Annotated in this window: 15 protein-coding genes, 4 tRNA genes and 1 riboswitch; of the genes, 16 read left to right on the plus strand and 3 right to left on the minus strand. The window is 27.0% G+C overall.

All coding sequences use genetic code 4. The annotated features are described in order from the left end of the window. The 10 genes from dnaA to EXC38_RS00050 form a co-directional block, all read left to right on the plus strand. On the plus strand, window positions 1-1362 hold a 1362-nt coding region (gene dnaA / locus EXC38_RS00005), incomplete at its 5' end, for a chromosomal replication initiator protein DnaA (RefSeq protein ID WP_004416305.1). A gap of 13 nt (window positions 1363-1375) precedes the next feature. Further along, on the plus strand, window positions 1376-2473 hold the full coding sequence (dnaN, locus tag EXC38_RS00010) for a DNA polymerase III subunit beta (protein ID WP_129694381.1): 1098 nt from the start codon (window positions 1376-1378) through the stop codon (window positions 2471-2473). Next, window positions 2473-2697, plus strand: coding sequence for an RNA-binding S4 domain-containing protein (locus EXC38_RS00015; RefSeq protein ID WP_129694382.1), 225 nt, complete (start codon window positions 2473-2475; stop codon window positions 2695-2697). Before dnaN ends, EXC38_RS00015 begins: the two co-directional genes overlap by 1 nt. 66 nt (window positions 2698-2763) lie before the next feature. Then, window positions 2764-2961, plus strand: coding sequence for a 50S ribosomal protein L28 (gene rpmB / locus EXC38_RS00020; RefSeq protein ID WP_004416298.1), 198 nt, complete (start codon window positions 2764-2766; stop codon window positions 2959-2961). 72 nt (window positions 2962-3033) lie between these two features. Beyond that, complete coding sequence (locus EXC38_RS00025) at window positions 3034-3738, plus strand: 5'-methylthioadenosine/S-adenosylhomocysteine nucleosidase (RefSeq protein WP_129694383.1); 705 nt, start codon at window positions 3034-3036, stop codon at window positions 3736-3738. A 1-nt stretch (window position 3739) separates the two neighbouring features. Continuing rightward, window positions 3740-4510, plus strand: coding sequence for a TatD family hydrolase (locus EXC38_RS00030; RefSeq protein WP_197723422.1), 771 nt, complete (start codon window positions 3740-3742; stop codon window positions 4508-4510). Between the two features lies 1 nt (window position 4511). After that, window positions 4512-5291: a 16S rRNA (adenine(1518)-N(6)/adenine(1519)-N(6))-dimethyltransferase RsmA gene (gene rsmA / locus EXC38_RS00035; protein ID WP_129694384.1), complete on the plus strand. Its 780-nt coding sequence runs from the start codon at window positions 4512-4514 to the stop codon at window positions 5289-5291. A 166-nt stretch (window positions 5292-5457) separates the two neighbouring features. Next, window positions 5458-5532, plus strand: a tRNA-Cys gene (locus tag EXC38_RS00040). A 6-nt stretch (window positions 5533-5538) separates the two neighbouring features. Beyond that, a tRNA-Arg gene (locus tag EXC38_RS00045) sits at window positions 5539-5615 on the plus strand. A gap of 152 nt (window positions 5616-5767) precedes the next feature. After that, window positions 5768-6562, plus strand: coding sequence for a dimethylarginine dimethylaminohydrolase family protein (locus EXC38_RS00050; RefSeq protein WP_129694385.1), 795 nt, complete (start codon window positions 5768-5770; stop codon window positions 6560-6562). A 68-nt stretch (window positions 6563-6630) separates the two neighbouring features. On the opposite strand, the gene gpmI is transcribed toward EXC38_RS00050, so the two are convergent. Further along, window positions 6631-8148: a 2,3-bisphosphoglycerate-independent phosphoglycerate mutase gene (gene gpmI, locus EXC38_RS00055; RefSeq protein ID WP_129694386.1), complete on the minus strand. Its 1518-nt coding sequence runs from the start codon at window positions 8146-8148 to the stop codon at window positions 6631-6633. A gap of 508 nt (window positions 8149-8656) precedes the next feature. Here gpmI and EXC38_RS00060 point away from each other — a divergent pair. The 3 genes from EXC38_RS00060 to EXC38_RS00070 all read left to right on the plus strand — a co-directional run bounded on the left by EXC38_RS00060 (window position 8657) and on the right by EXC38_RS00070 (window position 11672). Beyond that, entirely contained in the window at window positions 8657-11377 is a 2721-nt protein-coding gene (locus EXC38_RS00060) for a DUF885 family protein (RefSeq protein ID WP_129694387.1), read from the plus strand. A 129-nt stretch (window positions 11378-11506) separates the two neighbouring features. Next, window positions 11507-11593, plus strand: a tRNA-Leu gene (locus tag EXC38_RS00065). A gap of 3 nt (window positions 11594-11596) precedes the next feature. After that, a tRNA-Lys gene (locus EXC38_RS00070) sits at window positions 11597-11672 on the plus strand. Between the two features lie 42 nt (window positions 11673-11714). On the opposite strand, the gene EXC38_RS00075 is transcribed toward EXC38_RS00070, so the two are convergent. Together EXC38_RS00075 and cypl are read right to left on the minus strand one after the other, a co-directional pair. After that, window positions 11715-13028: an ABC transporter permease family protein gene (locus EXC38_RS00075; RefSeq protein WP_223213788.1), complete on the minus strand. Its 1314-nt coding sequence runs from the start codon at window positions 13026-13028 to the stop codon at window positions 11715-11717. Window positions 13029-13371: 343 nt separating this feature from the next. Further along, a complete protein-coding gene (cypl, locus tag EXC38_RS00080; protein ID WP_129694389.1) occupies window positions 13372-14523 on the minus strand; it encodes an ABC transporter thiamine pyrophosphate-binding lipoprotein p37/Cypl in 1152 nt (383 codons plus the stop codon). Between the two features lie 42 nt (window positions 14524-14565). Then, window positions 14566-14653, minus strand: a riboswitch (TPP riboswitch). Between the two features lie 109 nt (window positions 14654-14762). Between cypl and EXC38_RS00085 the strand changes: the two genes are divergently transcribed. Genes EXC38_RS00085 through EXC38_RS00095 form a run of 3 tightly spaced genes read left to right on the plus strand, consistent with a single transcriptional unit; the run spans window position 14763 to window position 17392 of the window. Beyond that, complete coding sequence (locus EXC38_RS00085; RefSeq protein WP_004416278.1) at window positions 14763-15098, plus strand: hypothetical protein; 336 nt, start codon at window positions 14763-14765, stop codon at window positions 15096-15098. Further along, window positions 15088-16431 (plus strand): glucose-6-phosphate isomerase, encoded by a 1344-nt coding sequence (locus tag EXC38_RS00090; protein WP_004416276.1) that lies wholly within the window; start codon window positions 15088-15090, stop codon window positions 16429-16431. Before EXC38_RS00085 ends, EXC38_RS00090 begins: the two co-directional genes overlap by 11 nt. Next, on the plus strand, window positions 16424-17392 hold the full coding sequence (locus EXC38_RS00095) for a lactate/malate family dehydrogenase (RefSeq protein WP_129694390.1): 969 nt from the start codon (window positions 16424-16426) through the stop codon (window positions 17390-17392). The genes EXC38_RS00090 and EXC38_RS00095 overlap by 8 nt, the downstream gene beginning before the upstream one ends. Window positions 17393-17482: the final 90 nt, after the last annotated feature.

Raw genomic sequence — 17482 nt, forward strand, 5'->3', positions numbered from 1 at the left:
ATGAAATATCAAGAAAAAGAATTAGATTTAAATGTAAGTAATCAAATGTTACAAACTGAGTTAAAGAATACAGCTAATTACAACATGGAATACGAAACATTTTTTTCAAAACTTAAATTAGTTTGTGTTGTTGAAGGACATGCTTATGTGTTAGCACCAGTATATTTAATTGAGAATTTAAAAACTATTTTCTATCAAAGTATTCAGCGTGCAGTTAATAATGTTTTGGATAAAAAAGTTGTTTTAGTATTAATTTCTTCAATCACTGAAATCCAAAAAATTGTTGATACTGAAGAAGCAGAGAAGATAATTAACAATCAAAAGGTAAGTAATGTAAAAAATAATTTAACTTTTGATAATTATGTTATTGGTAATTTTAATAAGATTACATTAAAAGCTGCAAAACAAATTTGTATTCAATATAACGATAATTATAATCCTTTATTTATTTATTCAGGTAGTGGCTTAGGTAAAACACATTTATTACATGCTATTGGTAATGAGTTTACAAAAGGAAATAAAACTTGTTTATATATAAATCCTGACAGTTTGACAAGAAAGCTAGTAGAACAATTAAAATTAAGAAATCAAGAAGAAATAAATAAGATTGTTGATGAACTTACGTCATATGATTGTTTAATGTTTGATGATGTTCAACAATATGGAAATAAAGAAAGTACTTTAAATGTATTATTCAATATTATTAATACAATGAAAACAAATGAAAAACAGATTATCTTTTGTGCTGATAAAAAACCAAACGAATTAGGCGGATTTGAACAGAGATTTTTAACAAGATTTGAAGGCGGTTTAATAATGGAAATTAACGACCTTCAATTAGATGATGTAATTACAATATTAAAATTTAAACTTAAAGAAAATAATATTAATCCTGATTTATGAGAAGAAGAGTCATTACGATATATTGCAAGAAACTTTTCTTCTTCGATTAGAGCATTGGAAGGAGCAATAAGCAGAATAAAATTATTTGCTGAGGGTGATGATTTCTTTACTTATGATCTTCGAACAATACAAGGAATTTTTAAAAATGTAACAAAAGCAACTGAATCTATCACCCCGGAAAGAATAATTGAAACAGTAAGTAAATATTATGGAATTGATAAGAAGAAAATTTCATCCAACACAAGAGTAAAAGAAATTGTTATACCAAGAAAAATTGTTATTTACTTATTAAAGAATAATTTTAATTTTACACTTAAAGAAATTGGAAAACTTGTTGGCGATCAAGCACACTCAACAGTTATCGCCTCACTAAATTGAGTTGACGCTAATTTACAAAGTAATTCTGCTTTAAAAATAGCTATCGAAAAAATTCAAAATACATTAAAGAAAGTAATATAAAAAGGAAAAAAATATGGAATTAAAAATTAATAAATTATTATTAGATAATGCAATTGAGAGAGTTGCTAAAGCGATTGAACCTAATCCCTTTATTCCGGAATTAAAAGGAATTTTGTTGATAGCTGAAGGAAATAAAATTACCTTAATTGGTTCAAATGGTTCAATTAATATCAAACACGATATTGAAACATCATTAGATGCAGAAATTATATTGCCAGGAAGAATATTAGTTGATTTATCTTTATTTAGAAACATAGTTAAAAAATTGGATAACGATATTATCTTAAAATCAAAAGAAAGCACTTTAGAATTAATAACCGAAAATGATCACTTTAGTTTAAATTTATATAATGTTTTTGAATACCCAATGCCAGATTTTTCAATTTATGGTGAACAAGTTAAAATTAACTGACAAAAATTAAAAAACATGGTTAGAAATGTTGCTGTGGCTGCCTCAGTTTTAGAAACAAACATTATTTTATGTTGTATCAATATATCAGCTCAAAATAATCAATTAAAACTAGTTGCAACCGATAAATATAGATATGCAGAAGAAATTATAGAAATTGATTCAAATGTTAACTTTAATATTTCAATATTAGCTAAAAACTTAAAGGATGTTCTAAACTTTGATTTTAACGGCGATGTTATTCTAAACGTTTCGGATCAAAAAATATTATTTGTTCTAGATGGGACAACCATTGAATCAAAAGTTGTTGACCAAGTATATTTAGACGTATCAAAAATTATTCCTAAGAGTTTTGCTAATGAGTTAATTATTACTAAAAAAGAATTAAATAATTTGCTAAATAAAGCATCAGTTATTATTTCTGAAAACTACAATAAAATTAGATTGCACATTGCTCAAGATGTTTTAACAATTTCATCAACAAGAGAAGAAATTGCAAATGCTGAAATAAAGACACAAAAATTTAATTACACTGATAGTGAATTAAAACTTGCTTTAAACTCAAGATTTTTAAAAGATGCAATTCAAAGCTTTGATGAAGATATAAAATTATCTTTCACATCTGACAAAATGAGAATTGTAATTACTTCTGATTCTAATCCTAAATTATTTCATTTAATTACACCACAAAGAGGATTCTAATGAAAGTTGAAATATATGGAAAAGAAATTAAATTAAGTCAATTTTTAAAAAAACTTAATTTATGTAGAACTGGAGGAATGGCAAAGTATTTTTTAACCATCCACACAGTTAAAATTAATGATAGAATTGCTAATGGTAGAAATGCTACAATCCATGTTGGCGACACTGTTTGAGTAGATGACCAAATTTATTTAATCAAACAAGCACCTGAACAAAAACAATAAAAAAATAAAAAAAAATTAAATTAATATAAAATATTAACATACTATTTACATAATTAAGGAGACAACATGCCAGGAAGAGATCAATTAACAGGTCAAAAAGCATTAAGTGGAAACAAAAGATCACACGCTTTAAACACATCTAAAAGAACATTTGACCTTAACTTGCAAAAAGTAACTGTTAAAACCGAAAACGGCGCTAAAAAAACTGTTAGAGTTACAGCCAAAAATGCTAGAACTTTAAAAAAATACGGTTTAGTAGCTTAATTCATATATATAATAAGTTCTTGGATTGCCAAGAATTTTTTATTATTAATAAAATAGAATAAGGATTTTTTAATGGAAGAATTAACATTATTTGTTTTAGCTGAATCTGAAGAATTTGATTTAGATGTAGATAATAATTTATTAGAAAAAAAACTGTTTGAGAAAAACTCAATAGTTTTATCTTTATATTTAAACAAAAAAATAAATAAAAGGTTTGCTATTTTAATATCAGGTGTTGGCAAAGTTAATGCTGCTTTTTCATTAACTAATTCGTTTGCAATTCTAAAAGACAATAATTTTATTGTTTCAAAGATTATTAATTTAGGGCCTGCTGGTTCTTTAAAATTAGATAAAATTGGTGAAACTTATTTAATTGATAAAGCTTATTATTTTGATGTAAACTTAACAGCAATTCCTAATTATAAAATTGGACAATTGCCAAATAACCAATATGAGTTTCAAACTTCATTAACTTTAAATAACCAAATTAATAATTCTTTAGGTTTAAATATAAAAAGTAAAAATATTTTAAGTGCTGATCGTTTTTTTAATCAAAAAGATATTAATAACATTGAAACAAATTTTAATAATATTTCATTACTGGATATGGAAAGCACTTCTTTAATTCATTGTGCAAATAATTTAGGAATAGAAATTTCTAGCTTAAAAATTGTGTCTGATTTATTAAACCAAAAAGAAAATTTTTACTTAACTAAGAAAGAAGTTTGAAAATCAAAAGTTACAGAAATTTTAGAATTACTTATCAGAGGTTTATAATATGGAATTAAAATATATCGATATCCACACACATCCTTTTAAAGAATATTATGATGATCCTTATCAAATAGTTTCCCATTGAAAAACTCAAGATATGGAAAAATTATTTATTGTTGGAACATCAAAAGAGGATTCAGTTGAACTTTTGGAATTATGTAATAAAGATAAGGATTTTTTGCATCCCATTATTGGAATTCATCCAACTTTAGCAACCGGTAAGAAAGATGGTGATTTTTTAGAATCAATTATCAATGAAGAAGTTATTGGAATTGGTGAAATTGGACTTGATTATCATTATGATGATTCTCCGTCTAAAGAAATTCAATACGAAAGTTTTATATCTCAGCTTGAAGTGGCTAAAAAACATAATATCGTCGCAATGTTACATATTCGTGATGCATTAGATGATGCTTTTGAAATAATTACAAGACCAGAATACAAAGACTTAAAGATTGTTATGCATTCATTTAGTGGTGATTTAAATTTTGTTAAAAGAGTTTTACCTTTTGAAAATATTTACTTTTCAATTTCTGGAGTTGTAACTTTTAAAAACGCCAAACCTTTACAAGAAGCCGTTTTAAATATTCCAATCGAAAGAATGTTTTGTGAAACAGATACTCCTTATTTAGCACCAACTCCTATGCGAGGCAAACCAAATATTAGTCCATATGTAAAATACACATATCAATATATTGCTAATCTAAAAAATCTTAGCGAGGTAGAATTTGTAACTCAAATAAGAAAAAACATTAAAAAGGTATTTGGTATTTAATATGGAAGTAATTGCAAAAAAGAGTTTTGGGCAAAACTTTTTAATTAATAAAAAGATTCAAAAGCGTATAGTTGAAGCTGCTGAAGTAAAAGATGAGGACGTTATTGAAATAGGTCCAGGACTAGGAGCAATAACTAATTTGATAATAAATGAGGTTAAAACATTAGATGCTTATGAATTAGATAAGGAAATTTTTAGTCTTTGAATAGAAAAAAAATTACCAAAAAACATTAATTTTATTAATCAAGATTTTTTAGAATCTAATTTAGCTTTTGATTCTAAAAGAGTGGTCGTTGGGAATATTCCATATAATATTACTTCACCAATCATTTTTAAATTAATAGAAAATCATCACTTTATCAAAAGGGCTACTATAATGGTTCAAAAAGAAGTTGGTGAAAGATTAATAGCCATAATTGGAACTAAAAGTTATAGCAAATTATCAGTTTCAATTCAAAGTGTTGCAAAAGTTTCTAAAGTTTTAGTCGCAAAAGCAAGCGATTTTAGCCCTGCTCCTAAAGTTGATTCAATGGTTGTTAAAATAGAGTTTTTTGAAAACCTTGATTTTAACTTAGACAATTTTCTTTTATTCATTAAAAAGTGCTTTCAATTTAAAAGAAAAAAACTAATTAATAACTTATTATCTGATTATGATAAAGATACAATTATTAAAATTTTTAATGATTTAAATATCAATTTATTAGTAAGACCAGAAAACATCAGTATAGCGGAATATAAACAATTGTTTTTAGAGTTTTCAAAAATCATTAAAAATTCATAAAATAAAAAATAAATTTTTATATATATTATAATATTTAATATATTTCTCAAAAAATATATTAACACACAACCCACAAGTGTGTTTTTATTTACTTTTTTCTAAAAAATAAAATTAAAATTTTTTAGAAAAAGGCTTATAATATTTAAGCAATAAAAAAATAAGTGTTGCCACCATAGCCAAACGGCCAAGGCATAGGTCTGCAACACCTTGATTACCGGTTCGAATCCGGTTGGTGGCTCCAATAAATGCGCCCGTAGCTCAATTGGACAGAGTGTTTGGTTACGGCCCAAGAGGTTGCGGGTTCGACTCCTGCCGGGCGCGCCAAATCAATAAAAATGACCGAAAAAAACGCAAACGCGTTTTTTATTTTTCGCCTTTTATTTTATAGGTTTAATTAAAAATAATAAAATAATTATGTGGGGAAACCTTTTTTAAAAGTTTTACTCACAAAATTGTTTAAGGAGCATTTATAAATTATGACACAAATGAAAAACAAATTTAAAAACGTTATTGTTAAAGTTCCGGCATCATCAATGGTGGATGGAATTACATCAGCCCCAGAACTAGGGGAACCAATTTACGATTTAGCATTGCTTCAACATAATAAATATATCGAAGCTTTAAAAAGCTGTGGTGTTAATGTTACAGTTTGTCCAAAAAATGAACAATTCCCAGACTCATGCTTTGTTGAGGATACAGCTGTAATTGTAACCGGTGAAATTGCAATTTTATCTAACCCCGGCGCAGCTTCACGTAATGGTGAAAAGCACGAAATGTTACCATATCTAGAAAAATTCTTTGATAAAGACCATCTATTCAAAATTGAAGCACCAGGAACATTAGACGGTGGCGATGTTATGATGGTTGGCGATACATACTATGTAGGTATGTCTGAAAGAACCAATAGAGAAGGAATTCGTCAATTCCACAACATTTTAGCAAGTGCAGGTAAAAAATGTATCCCAGTTCCAATGACTGAAATGCTTCACTTAAAAACAGGTGTTAACTACTTAGAACACAACAACCTATTAATTTCAGGTGAATTCTTACACTATCCAACATTTAAAGGCTTCAACCAAATCGTTGTAGATAAAAGTGAAGGATATGCAGCAAACTGTATTTGAGTAAACGAAACAGTTATTGTTCCTGAAGGATATCCAAATGTTTTAAAAGCAGTTCAAGACTTAGGGATCTACAGAGTGATAACCTGTGATACATCTGAATATAAAAAATTAGACGGTGGACTAAGCTGTTTATCATTAAGATTTTAATTAGATTAATTAAAAGCCTAAAAATACGACAAAGCCTAAAAACTTTGTCGTATTTTTGTTAACTTTTTTTATTTAAATTTTTTAATTAAACTAATTCCTGTCATTTCGTTAGGTTTTTGAATTCCTAAATAATCTAAAATTGAAGGAGCAACATCACATAAAGAACCATTGTTAAGTTCAATTGTTTTATCGGTAGTTATAAACATCACCGGATTATTAGTATGTTTTGTTGCTGGTTTATTATTTTCGTCTTCCGTTACTTCGGCATTACCATGATCTGCAGTTATAAATCAGGTAACTTTATCTTTATTTTCGGAAACATATTTTAGTATGCGTTCAAATTGCTCATCTAAAAATTCAATTGCCTTAATTGTGGCTTTTAAATTTCCGGTATGTCCAACCATATCCGGATTAGCATAATTCATAATTACAAAGTCATAATCCTCAATTTTATTTAATAACTCATCAGTAATTTCTTTTGCAGACATATGTGGATAATCTGCAAAAGATTCAGCTTTGATGCTATCAACCAAAATTCGATCTTCATTTTTATAAATTATTTCTTTTCCGCCGTCCATAAAGAAAGTTACATGTGCATATTTTTGTGTTTCAGCTAATCTTAATTGTTTTAAATTATTATTAGCAATAACTTCACCTAGCGGGTTATTTACTTCCATTTCTTTAAAAGCAATTTTTGAATCTATTCCCTCATATTTCATTAATGAAGCAAATAAATTAACCTTTATATTATTTTTGCCTTTGTATTTATATAAATTGCTATTTAAAATTAAGTGGCTTAGTTGTCTTGCTCGATCTGGTCTAAAGTTAAAAAATATAACGTTGTCATTGTCTTTTAAAAATAAGCCCTTTTCACCTTGAGCAGGAACAAAAAATTCATCATATATTTCTTTTTTGTACTGTTCTTCTATATAAGTATTAACATCTTTGAAAACATTTTGACTTTTACCTAAGATAGCTTCAAAAGCAAGCTCATTTCTTTCAAAAATTTGATCACGATCCATTGCATAAAAACGACCTGAAATACTTGAAACTGGATAATTAAAATCTTTAGACAACTGATTTAATGTTATTATAGAATCCTTAATTGATTGAGGTTTAACATCCCTACCATCACCAAAGATATGAATAGAAACTTTCTTAAGCCCTTTTTCATTTGCTAATTTCATTATTTCAAATAAATGATTATCTAATGAATGAACACCACCATTACTTAAAAGACCCATTAAATGTAGTGTTGTATTATTTTTAATTGAATCATCAATTAATTCGTTTAACACTTCATTTTTCTTAAAATTACCCGTTTTAATCTCATTGTTAATTAAAGAAAGTCCCGTGTAAACAATTCTTCCAGCTCCAATATTTAAATGACCAACTTCTGAGTTCCCGATTTGATTTTTAGGAAGTCCAACAAATTCTCCTGAGGCTTGTAAAACCGAATTAGGACACATTGCAAATAAATAATCAAAAATTGGATGAAAAGCTTGTGCAAAGGCATTACCTTGTGTTTCTTTTCTTAAACCAAGCCCATCAATTATTGTTAAAATTATTTTCTTTTTATTATTCATTTATTACCCCTTTAATTTATTGTAAATTTGACTTATTTAAAATAGAAATTTTATTTTAATTTTTAGGTTTATATTTAACACTAAACTATAAAAATTCTAATACAAAAAATATTTAAAATCATATTATCAAATATTAATTAAATACAAAAAACGGTAAAAAGAAGGCTTAAGTGCCATTTTTTAAGGTTTGGATTAATAAAGTTATATAATTTAAGGTACCTGTTATATATTAAATTTTTATATCTTTTTTATCAAATATGTTAGTAAATAACAGGTATAAACTTTATATTTTTTATTTTTAAATCAACCTCACTTTCAAACAAATTTCAATATATTCATTGAAATAAACAATATAATGAATCCAAAAGTTGGACCAAGTAATTTGGAAAAACTCTTGGATTCATTATACAATCGTTACATTTTCTCTATATTTATTTTATTATTTAATTTTAATATAAATCAAACTATAAATCAAACCAAGAAATTTAGAGGAGTAAATAAATTTATTATGAGTCCAAAAGCAAAAAAATCTTTAATTCTTAGTGGAATTATTGGCGGTGCAGTTGCTGCTCCAATATTATTACCATTAATTCCATATGCTGTGCAACACACACTAGTAAATAAAGAAATTAAAAACAATCCAAAAGCATTTTTTGACAGACGTGTAGAAAATGCTATTGCTGACAGTGGATTAGATACAAAAGTTGCTGACCTTGGAGAAGCAATTAAAGCTTTAGAAGCAGATTATAACGCTTTAGAAGACAAAACAACACCAGAAGCACAAGCAAAAAAGGCTGAACTTGACACTAAAAAAGAAGAACTAGAAAAGACTAAAGCAGAATTAGAAAAAGTTAAAACCGAAGCAACCTATAAGGCAACAGAAGTGTTAGCTCAACTAGGTGATGCAACAATTAACAAAGAAAACGAAAAATATACTGCACAATACGTAGTTCTAGCTTATGCAGATTTTAAAGCATCTTTAGAAAAACTTGGAGAAACAGTTGATGTTAACTATCCAAATAAAGAAGATGTTGAAAAAATTAGTGAATTTTACCAAAGCTGAATTGATAAATTTGACAAAATCAATAAAAACAACTTAAATGTTACATCAACAGCTTGAGTAAGCGGTCTAAAATATGACTGAGAAATTGCTAAATCAATTTATGCTTCAGAAAGCCGTTTAGTTGGTTCATACTTAGAATGAGGACTATCATATGCATATCCTATTAATGCTTTCTATGACACAATTAGTTCAATTAAAGGACCTAAAGCAACTAAAGTTCTAAAGAACTTAAAAGAAGGTTTAGAATCTAATGTTGTTTTATCAAAAGTTGTTATTAAAAACAACGTTAAAGCATTTTTATCAGCATATTACAGTGAACAATTATTAGCATTTGCTAAAGGAACTGAAACTGAAAAATTAGTATCTGATATTATTAATTCAAATACTACATTAGATAAAGAAACAAAAGACTTCCACTTATTCTATGTAAATGAATACTACAAAGGTTCAGATCATGGAAAAGGCGAAGATTTAGCAGATCTAAAAGTTTTAAAAGAAAATACTTACAATGAAGTTGAAAATACAATTGAAGTATTTGATGAAACAGATAACAAAACATACAAAGTTTATGGTTTAGGTTTAACAGAAAAAGACTTAACAGCTAAAAATGTTGGGTTAAACTCTATTAAAGGTTCAGAAAATACAACAACTGGTAAGAAAATTTACGACTCAATTCTAAAATTCTCTACAACATCAAATGACTCAGCTCAAGAAGTATTTGAATCAGGATACCAAACATCTAAAAAAGCTTCAGAAAACATGATTTTAACAGCAAAAGCTGTTGCAAAATTAATTACTGGAACAGATAAAGGTGTTTGAAATCCAACCGTTAAATATGACGCTGATGGTTTAGGAAAACAAGAAGCTGTTGACACTGTTTTAAATATTAGAGATGCTGAAGGAAATATTAATTTACCTGAATTTAATAAATGAATGAACCAAGAACAATTCTTCTTTGGTCGTGAAGACTCAACATACTATACTCAACAAAAGAAAGAAGAATTAGAAAAAGATCCTGCCCTAGCAGATGCAATCAAAAACCTAGACAAATTAGGATATACACCATTAAAAAATTCACAAACTAAATACGGTTCAATTACAAATGATCAGTTCTACTACGGAGCATTAGAAGCATTTAAAGGGTACAACCAATTTAGAGATGCTACAATGCAAGAAGGATTCTCATACTTCCCTAACCAAGTTCCAAGATATGGTATCACAACATACCAATACTCAAGACGTGCAGACGAAGGTGTTGGAGCGTATAATGACAATGCAAAAGTAGAACAAGATGGATTTGGAGCATTTATGTTTAATGCTGACCCATACTACAGCTTACCAAAATGATCAGTAACATCATTTGCTAACCACGAAAGTGTTATGGGGCACCACAACCAAATTTACTACGCAAAAGAATTCCTAAAGAAAATTGATGGCTTAACAATTGGTGACATTTTTAGTTACACTTCATATGTAGAAGGATGAGCTCTATTTATGGAATGATTCGGAATTGAAGCTGGATTATATGGAACACCAGACTTTGAAAACGAAGATTACTATGCATTACCAAAAGACTTTAGATTAGCAAAAGGTATTACAAACTTTTTAACAACTACATCAAAAGAAAAAGTTACACAAGACCAAATTACTAAAATTAAGGACTTACATGGTGGAGTTTACTGAAATTTAGTTTCTTCTGTTAATGCTATTTCTGATGATAAAGAACATGCTCTAAAAGCAGTTGAACTAGCTAACATGTTACAATACTTTGGCGCTTTAAATGAAGCTCAATTACGTAACATGAGACGTGCAGTTGATACAGCTTACCATGGCGATTTATCAGCTGGAAGAGAAGACTTACCTGCTGGTGCATCAATTAAAGATGTAAGAGAATTCTTAAAAGCTAATTCAGCCTTAGGTATTGGTGACATTACTTCAGAATCAAAACGTTACTTAAACCTACCTGGTCAAGCAACATCATATAACTCAGGTAAAGAAGCAATGTTAAAACTATATGATAGAGTACGTAGATCAAAAGGTTTATCAAGAAAAGACTTCGTTTCAAATAAAGAAAACATTAAAGAATTCTTAAACTTATTACTAGAAACAGGTGCTTTACCACTTGACACATTAAAAGAAATCGTTGAAAAACATTACAACTTATAATTTATAAATACTAAAAACCAGCAAAAAAGACGCTGGTTTTTAGTATTTTTTTAGTAATTTAAAAATAAAAAAAATTTTTTACAAATTTATAAAAAAGTATTATAATAATAAAGCATTAAATTTATTAATGCCCAGGTGGCGGAATGGTAGACGCTACGGACTTAAAATCCGTTGGCTGTAATGGCCGTGCTGGTTCAAGTCCAGTTCTGGGCACCAGAAGCGCCCTTAGCTCAGAAGGTAGAGCAAATGGCTTTTAACCATTGGGTCAGAGGTTCGAATCCTCTAGGGCGTACCATTTCAGGTGACTGACTTAAAAAACAGGAGCGAATCCTGTTTTTTATATTCATTTTTGTTTTGTTAATTTAACTCTAAGTAAATAAGTAAATAAGTTAATAAAAGCAATTATTATAAAACCAATTCATAAATAAGGAGATATATCACCAATATCTTTAGCTCGAGATAAGTTAGCTTTTTGACCTAATAAGGAAGAAGAAAGCGACCCATAAGTAATAAAATTACGTGTTATTTTTTCTAATTCAAAACTAGAAAATGTAATAAAATCCAACTTAATTTTAGGTCTAATATAATTTCGATATATCCAAAAATTACTATATTTTAATTTTTTAAGCTCTGAAATTTTAGTTTCGCTAACGTTATTAATTGTTTGATATAAATTTCTCGATAATGAGGCAGAACTATGAATGGCAAAAGCAAAAACAAAAGCCGCCGAAAATTCATTAAATAAATTTGAAATTAATAAAAATAAAATGACTGCAGGAATTGATCTTATAAAAATATTAAAATATTTGTAAAACATTTCTACCGGTTTTCCTACTAATTTTTTAGTCATCAACATCATTCTAAAATAAGAGATAATATAAACTAAAATAAATGTTAAGAAAACTAATGATGATAATTGTAATAATATTCAAAAAATCCCATCATTACTAAAATTTCAGGTTATCTGTCCCCAATCTCCTTGAAACATTTTTTTGAAAAAGTGTATGGTTTCGGTTTTGTGAAAATGTTGATTAGTTAAATTTTGAATTGTTATTGCCGCTATTACAATTCCGACAATAATAAAAAATAATGCTAATATTCTTTTAATTATCTTCTTGCTATTATATTTTTTAAAATTAATATCATTAGTACTTTTTGAAACAAAGAAAAACTTATTAAAATATTCACTAATAATTTCAAGTAAAAATAAAAAACTCACTAAAACAAATAAAGGGACTAAAAGTTGTGAGTAGTTTACCGGGTTTTCTTGTGGATTGATAAGTATCCCCATTCCTAAATAACCTAAATTAGCTAAAATTGCAGATCATCTTAAATTAGTTTCAAACGCATAAAAATAATAACTTATAAATTTTTTTCTTATTTGTGGTCAAATTTCAATTCAAAAAGCTTTAAATTTCGAATTTTTCGCTTTTGAAATATGATAAAAAATATTAAAGTTAGCATTTTCTATTGTTTGAGAAAAATATTCATGTAATCAAAGTCAAGTAAATCAACAATAAATTAAACTTATTGCTAAATTTTTATCAAAAGAAATTTTAAATAAATATATAAAAAATAGTTCAGGAAATATTCTTAAAAAAATTACAAAAACTTTCACGGGAATTGCTATATATTTTGAATTTGTTTTCATATTAGATAAATAGGCCGTTAAAAAAGCAAATATAAAACCAAAAAACGTACTTAAAAAGACTAATTTAATACTATTTCATAAAAACGTAAATGAAATATAAAAAAGATTGTGATTATAAGTGGAGCTAAATGAACTAGGGCTAAAAAAATCTTTTAAACTTTCAAAAAAAAGATTTAAACCATTATTTGAAAAACTAAAATTTATAACGTAAATTGAAATACTGATTAAAAAAGTAAATAAAACAAAAAAACCTATTTTTCAAAAAAGACGAAAAGGTCCGTTTTTCAAAATAGTTTTGTTTAATTGTAGATGTTCTCTAAAGAAACCATTTTTTAATGTCATTTTAGTTAAAAATACTATTATAAGGCGAAATAACCTCTGCTTCCGGGTCTTCAATTATTTTATAACCATTGAATCCAACAGTAGGTCCATAATCATCCTTTCCATCCCTTCATATGTTAATTATAATATTTTTTAAGGTGTTTATTTCTATTCTTGAAAAAACGTTCTTATCAACAACAATTACGTTGTATTTTAATGGATCTGTTGCTGTTAAAAATTCTATTTTAACATTTGCATCTTCAGGTGTATAGTAAGCGCCTTTTTTGTTGTTAGTATATGCGAAAGAAGCAAGTTCATCAAAAACAATATGATATTTTTTAAGAGCTCCTTTAGCAATATTTTTTGCTTTGTCTTCAGTATATTTATCTGAATTATGTAATTTATCTTCAGCAAAGGAAATAAACTTATTCCCTTCTAAATTAAAATGTTTTTTAAATAATGCTTCTTGTAAAATGTACTTTGAACCACTGGTTTGTTTCCCTGTTATTATTCCAAAGTTTCTAAAAGCATTTCAGTCTTTTGAATTTCAAGCATTTTTAATTGCTTCTCTTTCTTCCTTAGTTCCTTGAATCATTACTAAACCACGATAATGTTCAACTAATTCATCTTCGGCGCCATAGAAATATTTATATATATTTCCATCTCATTGATATTCTTCATTTGTTCACTCTGCATATGGTTTTGCATCAAATAAATCTTGTAATTTTTTTGCAATCTTTCTTAGCTTGTCATTTTCAGAGCCATCACTATATTTATCATCATAATTTTTCTCAAATTTAAATGCTCTAGTCATTGTTTGAATAATTGGAACCATATTGTTATTCTTAATATTTTTACTTTGCAAAACAAAAAGTGGTGTAGTTAAAACAGCAATATTACTTGTTCCCTTTTTAATTAAAGAAACTAAATCATTATTTTCAGAAATATACTTAACTTCACTTTCTGTTTTTCTTTCTGTTTGTTTTTCGAATTCTTTAATAATTTCTTTAAAAAAATTATGATTATTGTTTCCGAACCATGGAGCATTAACCGCAAATTTCAATACTGTTTTTTTATTACTATCATCATTTTGATTGCATGATGCAGCAATTAAAGGTGCAGATAATAATAAGGCACCTGATGTTAAAAGTAAACTAATTTTTTTGTGTTTCATATGTTTATAAAAAATCCCTTCATATTTTTTAGATACAAAGAGATGCTAAAAAAGGAAACTCACTACGCCAGCATAACCTGGATCAGCTAATGAGGGTATTTCTCAGCCTAAAGCACCCCTGTTCTGTAAAAAATTTTATATTAAATCTTAAAAGTTTTTTAATCTTATCTTCTTTTATAAAGATATAGTAAATTTTAAATTTTAAAATATATAATTTAATATATTAATAAGGAGGTGTAATGAATTATTCAATTAATCAAATAATAAAGGCTAAAGTAATAAAAGTTTCAAAAAAAGTTGTTACTTTTATTACTAAAGAAGCAGAAATTGGCTATTTAAATATTTCGGAAGTTAGTGATTATTTTGTTAATGATTTAAATTTAATGTTTAAGTTGAATGAAATAAAGGAACTTAAGATTATTGAAATTTTACCAAATTCAGAATTGTTATTGTCTTTTAAACAAATTCACCCAAAAGAATTACGCAATCCCTTTAAATTTAAATTAGATAAGAAGGAAGCAAAATTTGATTCATTATTAGATTTTACAAATAAAGGAATTAATTATGGCGATTAAAAGTAAAATTAATTTTATTTTCGATAAAGTAATTCTACCCGAGGTGTTTGAAGGCAAGTATAAAGAAATTATTAATAATTTGAATCAAAAAATAGCACTTAAAGAAGTTGTCGGTCAGAAAAACTTAGGTTTTTTTGAAGCTGATAAATGTATTCAAAAAAACGACTATCTAAAAATTAAGAACATTGTTAAGTTTTTTTGAAATGAAAAAATTGATGCTTTAGTTGTTATCGCTCCTAAACATATTTGTATGCAATCTGAAGGAATCATTAATTTAGCAAATTCAAGTGCAAAGAAAAACAAAAAAATTGAAATTATTTTTGTTGATGAAAGCTATGATGGAATTGACGTGGCTAAATTAATTCAATATTTAGAAAATCGCTCATTTGCTATTAATATTATTTCTCAAAATGGTGAAGATTTTGAAAGTCTAATTATTTTTAGAGAATTAATTTCTTTACTTAATAATCAAGTTGGAAGAAATAATGCCATAAAATATATTTTTGTAACAACTAATAATAATTATGGAAAATTATTTAACTTAGTGCAAATGAGAAAATATCATCATCTAGTTTTATTAGATAATACTACTGAAAGATTTTTAAATTATTCAGCTGCAGTTTTATTACCAATGGCTTGCGCTAATATTGATATTGACGAGTATATAGAAGGCGCAAAAGAAGCTAATGAATTCTATAGTAATACTTCTCTAGAAAATAATCCAGCTTATAAATATGCTCTTGTTAGATATATATTTAATAAACAAACAAAAAACCGTGATGAAAAAGATATTTTTTCATTGGAAAATATTGTTGTTGGATCAAAAACTTATAAAGCCTTTGCTGATCTTTTTTCAATGTATTTAAATTCTACTTCATACCGAAGTTATCGGGGAATTTGTGTTAATTCATATATTCAACCTTCCGAGACAAAAGCAAATGCTAATCTTTTTTTTAACAAACAAAGAAAGATGTTTGATACACATTTAATTATTAAAAACCCTTTATATGATTTTAATATTGCTATAACAAGTGACATTGAAGGTGATGATTTAAGTTTCTTAATGAAACAGACATATAATAAAATAAATAAATTATTAAATCAAGTTGTAAAAGATTATCATTTAATTAACCAGATTCCATTTCTTGAAATTGTTATCGAGGACTTGGAAGATAAAACTCTTGGTTGATTAATAGCATTTATCCACCGGGCGGCAATTATGAGTTCTTATTTAATGAAGTTAAATCCTTTTGAAGATTTTGGATTAAAGACTTATAATATTGAGATGAATAAAAAAATTACAGATTTAATTGGAGGAAATAAAAATGACTAAAATAGGAATTATTGGTGTAGGAGCAGTAGGATCTTCATTCCTATATGCTTCTTTAAATAAATGAATTGAAGCTGACTATGTTTTGGTTGATGCTTTTGTTGAATATGCTAAGGCACAAGCAAAAGATTTAAACGATGCTGCTTGTTCAATGGCAAATAATGGTTCAACATTCAAAGCGGGTAACTATGAAGATTTAAAAGATGCCGAAATTGTTGTAATTACAGCTTCTGTAAAACCAAAAGATGGTGTTCTTAAAGATAGATTAGAATTATTAACAGATAATGCTAAATTAATTGCTGATATTGCTACAAAAATTAAAGACTCAGGTTTTAAGGGAATAACTATTATTGCTTCTAATCCAGTCGATATTATGGCTTCTGTTTACCAACAAGTTACTAAATTTGAAGCATGTAAGGTTATTTCATCTGGTACAATCCTTGAAACAGCAAGAATGAAAAAATTCTTATCAGAAAAAATAAATGTTAAAGCGGGTTCAATTACCGGCTTTGTTATTGGCGAACATGGAGCAAGATGTTTAATTCCTTTTTCAAAAATGAGAATTGGACTAGGGTCTTTAAAAGACTGATTAGCAAATGGAACTATTACAAGAGAATGATTAGATAGTTTGAACCAAAAAGTTAAGGACGAGGCTTTTGAAATTATTACTGGAAAAGGAATAACTAACTTTGGTATCGGTGAAAACTTAGCAGAAATAACTCAATCAATTTTAACTGACCGTCAATCAGTATATTCATTAGGTGTTAAGTTACCAAAAGAGTACACAAATAGTGGAATTTATTTTGGTCTACCTGTTATTTTAGGAAAAAATGGTTATCGTCATTTGCCAAAAATAAGATTAGAAATTGATGAACAAATTATGTTTGATGCTTATTCAAAAGAAATGAAAGAAACTGTTTTACAAATTTTGAATAATTTAGGTATTGAACCAGATTTTGAATAAAAAATATATAGTAAATTTTAATTTGAATAATCCAACTTAAAATTGGCAAAATTGAAATTTGCTATATTTATTTTTTTTATTTTAATTATA

It is taken from the genome of Mycoplasmopsis arginini (assembly GCF_900660725.1).
Lineage (GTDB): Bacteria > Bacillota_I > Bacilli_A > Mycoplasmatales > Metamycoplasmataceae > Metamycoplasma > Metamycoplasma arginini.